Source organism: Acidaminococcus intestini DSM 21505, assembly GCF_000425045.1.
In the GTDB taxonomy this organism is placed as follows: domain Bacteria; phylum Bacillota; class Negativicutes; order Acidaminococcales; family Acidaminococcaceae; genus Acidaminococcus; species Acidaminococcus intestini.
Window position 1 is genome coordinate 36238 of record NZ_AULA01000022.1, and the last position, 6558, is coordinate 42795.

At 48.7% G+C, this 6558-nt stretch carries 5 protein-coding genes; 1 reads left to right on the plus strand and 4 read right to left on the minus strand.

The window, feature by feature from the left end; all coding sequences use genetic code 11:
- Positions 1-309: 309 nt before the first annotated feature.
- From H503_RS0107785 to H503_RS0107800, 4 genes are all read right to left on the minus strand, one after another.
- Complete coding sequence (locus tag H503_RS0107785) at positions 310-1053, minus strand: glycosyltransferase family 2 protein (protein ID WP_009014976.1); 744 nt, start codon at positions 1051-1053, stop codon at positions 310-312.
- 2 nt (positions 1054-1055) lie between these two features.
- Entirely contained in the window at positions 1056-3089 is a 2034-nt protein-coding gene (locus tag H503_RS0107790) for an LTA synthase family protein (protein ID WP_009014977.1), read from the minus strand.
- A 143-nt stretch (positions 3090-3232) separates the two neighbouring features.
- On the minus strand, positions 3233-4672 hold the full coding sequence (locus H503_RS0107795) for a YfcC family protein (protein WP_009015391.1): 1440 nt from the start codon (positions 4670-4672) through the stop codon (positions 3233-3235).
- A gap of 20 nt (positions 4673-4692) precedes the next feature.
- A complete protein-coding gene (locus tag H503_RS0107800; protein WP_035196181.1) occupies positions 4693-5865 on the minus strand; it encodes a M20 family metallopeptidase in 1173 nt (390 codons plus the stop codon).
- A gap of 484 nt (positions 5866-6349) precedes the next feature.
- Between H503_RS0107800 and H503_RS12275 the strand changes: the two genes are divergently transcribed.
- Positions 6350-6558, plus strand: a 209-nt coding sequence (locus tag H503_RS12275) for a transposase family protein (protein WP_071604138.1), incomplete at its 3' end; no start/stop codon positions are given.

Consider the following 6558-nt stretch of genomic DNA (forward strand, 5'->3'; position numbering starts at 1 on the left):
CCATTTTTGAAGAAAGCATCGCAATATCGTGTTATCCAGCCATCACAAATCAACTTGAAATTTTTTAAACAGGCCTATGAATGAAACCAACCGGTGAAGGAATAAAGGATAAGTCGCAGTTAGGAACCTTTTTTGTTAAGAAAAAAGTCCGCATCTGAAGAACAAGCTGTCCACACTAAAGAAACTTACAATGAATCATTTGATGGCTTTTTATCCACGTAAGAAAGAACCTGTAAAATAAGCCTCTATTTTTGAAATATAAAAAATCCCTCAAACAGGGAACCCCAATTTGAGGGAATTATCACTTCTTCAATTATTTTTTTCCGCCAGTTTTGCATATTTTATGGCCGTATAGATACCGTGCTGGAGTGTGGCAATGATGCCCATACTTCCTTCAAGAAATCCTCCTTGGAGAAGATAGACCTTAAGCATGCCCAAAAGGGCATGGCTGGCTGCTTTTCCATAGCTTGCCCTTTTTCCTCGGGCGTAGGCATCATCGGCCCAAATGGTCGTGTACTGGCCGGCTTTGCGCCACCAATCGGCAAAGGCCGCATAGGTATAATGGTCCATCCTTTCTGAAAGGGCCTCAAGAGGCACGGTGCAAACGGCGTGTTCGTGGACCTTTCCCTCCCAGTGGACCGCCGCTTTTGGGAAAAGGCGCACGACCCGATCCGGTCCGAACGCCCCATGATGGAAATGATGACCGAAGGCAATATTTTCCCTGCGGAAGGAGTAATGGTGGTTGGGCGCTCCCTTTTTGATGGCAAGGACCTTTTGGATGGCCCCTGCTGTAAGCCGTTCGTCGGCATCAAGATAAAGTACCCAGTCACCATGGGCACCCGTCAGGGCAAAATTACGCTGGGCGGCAAAGTCCCCGTCCCAAGCCCGGTAAATCACAGAAGCACCGCTTTTTTTTGCGATTTCCACGGTCCCATCGTCACTTCCAGAGTCAACGACAAGAATCTCATCGGCCCAGGACGCAGCATTTTGAAGGGCGCTGGGAAGATTTTTTTCTTCATTTTTAGTGAGGATGATGCAGGTTATGCTGCCCATGACTATTCTTCCTTTCCTAAAAGTTCCGGATGGCGCACAAGGTACCCCGTAAGATCCATATACCCTTCCCTTTCCTCACGGTACGGCTGAGGGCCTTCCCGAAGAGCCTGCGGTCCAAAGCCGTCCCCTAAGGGCTGATAAAAGTCGTTGCTGTAGGTCCCGTAAGCATCCTTTCGCAGCCAGTGGTAAGGCGACACGACATGGTCGATGGGATCCATGAGGCTCGTCATAAGGGAATAGTACGTAAAGTCCTTTGGCGCAATGAGTTCAAAAATCGTCGGCAGGATATTCATATGACCGCCAATGGTATTTTCCCCGAAAAGGGACTGGTCGATTTCAGGATGATGGAAGAATAGAACCGGACTATGGCGTTCCCGCAGGTTCGCGTCTCGTTTCATGAGGCTTGTTTTCCCAAGGACGGCACTCATGTCATAGGAATGGTCGCCTGTCACGATGAAAAGACTGTCTGGATAGGCTTCCTTCATGGTGCGCAGGAACTTTCCAATCGCCTGGTCTGAGAACCAGAAGGTCCCGAGATTCTTTTGCAAACTCTTGCTGTTTTTGATGTCTTCCGGAGCATCCGGCATGACACGCTCCGTATCATAGCCATATTTTTCAAGAGGAATCTTGAAGGGCCCGTGATAACTTGTCGTATAAAGGAAATGGAACTGATATTCCCCGCGCTCTTCGTCCCCGGAAAGAATCATGTCCGCTGCTTTTTCCAGAAAGAGGTTGTCATAGACGCCGACCCAGGTCTTTGGCGCGTCAGGGCCGCAAAAATCCGTTGCCGTTTCCACTTCGTCAAAGCCGCAGCTGGGAGCAAACTGGTTAAAGTTTCCATATGTGACATTGCCGCCATACCAATAGGCCGCGTGATAGCCAAGTTTCTTCAGCTGTCGTGGCAGGGCCGTAGGAAGTTTGTTCGTCCAGAAGCTTTCTTTTTCGTTGAGTTCAAGACCAGCGTCAAAGATGCCGCTCATGAGGCTCACGATGGATGGCCTGGAAATGATGCCAGCTGAAAGGGCACTCGTAAGCTGGGCTGTGTGGGGATCATCCTTGAGAAACCGTCCGCCCGAGACAAGGTTCAGCGAGGCAAAGGCCGGGTCAAAGAACTGCTGAAGATAGGTCTCCCCCACAAGGAGGAAGATATGGCGCGGTTTTGTGATGCGCGCGCCCTTTGCCGCACGGCGAAAGGCATAGACAGGATTGGGAAAATCGGAAAGGGGCATTTTTACCGGCACCAGCGGCGCAATGGCGGCAAGGTCCTCTTCGTCCGTGTGCTCATAGGCTTCATTGAGGTCATGCTTCATCACCTGTTCCAAGGCGACAAGGTCATCCACGGTCGCTTTGGCAAAAAAGATATCCTTTTTCACAAGACTCGGAATCGTATCCCATTCGGGCTTATCGTCATGCCAGAAGGTCCCGCCATACCGGAACCAGTAAAACGCAGCAATACACAAAAGAAAAACAACTGTATTGAAGGCGCAGCGAAGAAAAGGCGAGGCAATAGCTGGATAGGAAAGACTGGGAAGACCTAAAAACGCCAAGAGTGCAAGGCGGCACAGGTACAGATAGGGCACAATGCCAAGAAGGATCCAAGCACCATGGTCCTGATGGAAGAAAATATCAACGAGGTTGTGCTTTTCCGCATGGGCGCCAAGCTTCATGGTCTGGTTGTAGATGTCATGAAAATGGCTGTAGTAGAGCATCTTTCCCATGAAAGCAAGATAAAGGACAAGGGCATAAAGCAGGCCGCCCACAAGACGCAGTGTATTGCCCAGGGCAAAATAGGCAGGAAAAAAGGCGCCGGGCAGGCTCACAAGGACCAGGGAAATCAGGAAAACATAGGCGTTAAAGTCCATGCCCCACCAAAAACCGTAACGAAAGGTGTGCCAGAGAATCTTTCCCTTCCCCGCAAAATTGGGGTACGGGCTGTAGACCTTGATGAAAATAGCCCGAAAGAGGGCGCATAGGATGGGGAAAAATAAAAAAAGTTTGGCATCCTGCTGCAGGGACGCAAAAAATTGACTGAACATAATGAGCTCCTTTGCTTCTATCTGCTCTTAGTTTATCGGTTCTTTGCGTGAACTGCAAGAAAAAGCATAAAAATCTTGTTTTCGCACAAAAGAAAAGTCCCTCCCCTGCCGCAAAACAGCAGGAAAGGGCTTTTATTCCATAATCAGAAGGGACCGATCTGAACGGCCGTTGCATAAAAGAGAACCACAAAGGCTACAATCCACCAAATGCCCAGCATGGGGATAGCAAATTTCCACCAGCGGCGCAGGGGAATGCCAGCAATGCTGAGGATGGTCATGGTCGTACCGCTTGCAGGAGTGACACTGTTGGTGAAGGCATCGCCCATTTGAAAGGCAAGGACAGCAGTCTGACGGGTAATGCCGACGAGGTCAGCCAACGGCGCCATGATTGGCATCGTGATGGCGGCCTGACCGGAACCGGAAGGAACCACCATGTTGAAGATATCCTGAACAATGAACATCCCAATGCCAAGCATGGATTTCGGCACGGCGTTCAGGGAGTTTGCTAGGTAGTAGATGATGGTATCAAGGATATGGCCATTATCCAACAAAATGGTCACGCCTTTGCACATACCGACCATCATGCAAGGAAGCGCCATACCGGCAACGCCCTTGATGAAAGCATTGGCGACCTTGTTCGCATTCATGCGGGACACAATGCCGGTGTAAATGATGAGGGCAATGAAAAGAGCCGCAATTTCATCCATATAGAAATCAAACTTCAAAACGCCAATAAGGATACCGGCTACAACAAGACAGAAACCAAAAAGGACAAGCTTATGGGTTCGGGTCATAGTGCCCGTTTCACCCATAATGGATTCGATGTTCATCTTTTCCTTGTAGATCTGGTCATAGTCATACATGAAGCTCTTTTCCGGATGCTTCTTGACCATACGGGCATAAAGGTAGAGTGGAATCACCGTAACAATGATGAGGGTTACAAGCATGACAAGACGGATCTGGATCCCTGAGAACATGGGCAGCCCTGAAATGCTCTGCGCTACACCAACCGTGAAAGGATTCGTCACACCGGCACCATAGCCTGCGCCAACAGCACAGAGGAACATACCAGCCGCTACAATGGAGTCGAACCCCAAAGCGTAGCACACAGCGGTCATGAGCGGAATAAAAGCAATGTATTCTTCGCTGCAGCCAGCCGTTGCGCTGAGGCAGATAAAAATCGGCAGAAGGACAGGAATGATCAGCGTTTCGTGACCTTCCATCTTTTTGACAACGTGGCCCATGAAAGCGTGGATGGCGCCTGTTTCCGCCATGACGTTCAGGGCACCGCCAATGATCATAAGGAAGCCAACAATACTGGCCGCGCCTTTGATGCCCTTTGGAATAGACATCAAGAAATCCAGGATCTTCGTTGGTTTCTGGGCAATGAAATGGAACGAGTTCGGATCAACAATCATACGGCCGCTGGCTGCGTCCTTGATGCGGACAAATTCACCAGCCGGTACAATATACGTAGCAATGGCACTTAAGACGAGGATGACCGCAATGATCATAATAGGACTTGGGACCGAGACTTTTTTGTTCTGGACGGGCTTTGCCGCCTGCTGAGGATTTTCGCTCATCGTGAGTTCTCCTTTTTTTCTTATAGGGTAACGTCCGTAAGTTTCAAGATGGTACGGACCAGCATGGCTGTACGGGTAAAGAGGCTGTCAAGAACGGCATATTCCTGCATGGTATGGGCATGATCCCCTTCGGGGCCCAAGGAATCGAGGATGGGGATTCCTGCCTTGGCAAGGTACGAGGCGTCAGAACAGCCGCCTGGATGGTAAGGACCAAAGGGCTCAATGCCAAATTCCGCTGCAGATTCGTTGTAGAGAGCAAGGAGGTTGAGATTTCCTTCGTTTTTTTCAAAAACAGGCATTTCTGTTGGAAATTCCACCTCCGCCCTTGTGTTCGGCACGTCAAGATGCTCACAAATGGCTCGAATGGCCGTTTTAAGTTCTTCCAAATCCTTATTGTAGTCGACACAGCAATCCGCTTCGATGCGACAAAAATCGGGGACAGCGTTTGAGACCACGCCGCCAGAAATGACATCGGTACTGACGATGCGTCCTTTTTCAAGGTCCGTCAGCGCCCGCATCTTGGTGATAATACCGGCCATAGCTTCAATGGCATTTGCCGACGTCGTATAGGCATTACCGACGTGGCCGCTTTTGCCGTGGACCTTGACCCACACATCCATGCACCCCTTACGGGCGACGGTAAGGACGTGATTCATGCGGCCCGTTTCCATATTGAAGGCACAGAGACAACCTTTCGCTTCTTCGGCAAGCATCTGGTCGGCCCGAGATCCCACATGGGTCGTTTCCTCATCGCCGACAAGGACAACCTTGAAAGGATGGTCCTTATATCCCAGATCCGTCAGGATCTTGATGACATATAAAAGCATCACGACGCCGCCCTTCATGTCGGCGCAGCCCGGTCCATAGACCTTTCCGTCTTCAATACGGAAAGGTTGATCAGGATAGGACCCACTGGGGAATACCGTATCGACATGACCACAGAAAAGAATGGGTTTTCCCTGTCGATCATCACCCAAGGTTGCCCGCAGCATGGGGATGGCGCAGCTCGTATCAAGCATTGTCGCCGTAAAGCCTTCCTTGGTGAAACGGTCCGCCACCTTTTGTAGGAGGGCGGTGATGAGTTCTGCTTCCTTGCTGCCTGCTTGGTAGTTAACAAGGTCTTTCCAATATTCAATCATGTCCTCATGGTATGAGGCCACTTTATCTTTGATGGTTTCCTGAAGTTCTCCCATAAAACCTCCTCATTCATTTGGGTCGTCTTTGCAAAAAATGAATATAAATACATTTTACCCTACAATTATACAGGGTGCAATACTTTTTTCTAAAAATTTAGGGTTGTACGGATGTCAACTTTCCATGAAAAAGCATGTTTGCACCTAGTTGGTTAATTATTCATCTCTGATGGACAAAAAGCATCTCGTTCACGTTCTTATCGAAGTCAGGCCAAAAATCAGGCTGATTTGATGTAGAACGTGAGCCAAATGGGTTAAGAAAGCTTAAGAGGCCAGAAGCTCCTTACAGTTGGACCCATCTGAACCGAATTTTGCTAAAAGCAGACGAAAAAAGGTTCTATAATTTATTTTGGGGCGCTAAAGTGACCGTCCAGATGCGTGTCCTCTCAGCGCCTACTTTTTTTTCAATAAAAAAATAGGCATATGCACTCAAATCCTCTACAATTAAAGTGATCAAACAATAAAGAAAGTGAGTTGAATACATATGCCTTCTCTAGATTATATCGAAAAATTAACAGGAATTAAAGAGGAATGGATTCAAAATTTAAAGGAAACGGAATCAGCCTTGGTTTTAGCGGTTCAGCTGCCGCCTCAAGAACACATCTGCCCTCATTGTAAGGCCACTACAAGACGCATAAAGGGCTACTATACGCGCCTCATCAAACATTCCCCACTTCTCCATAAAGAGTTGCA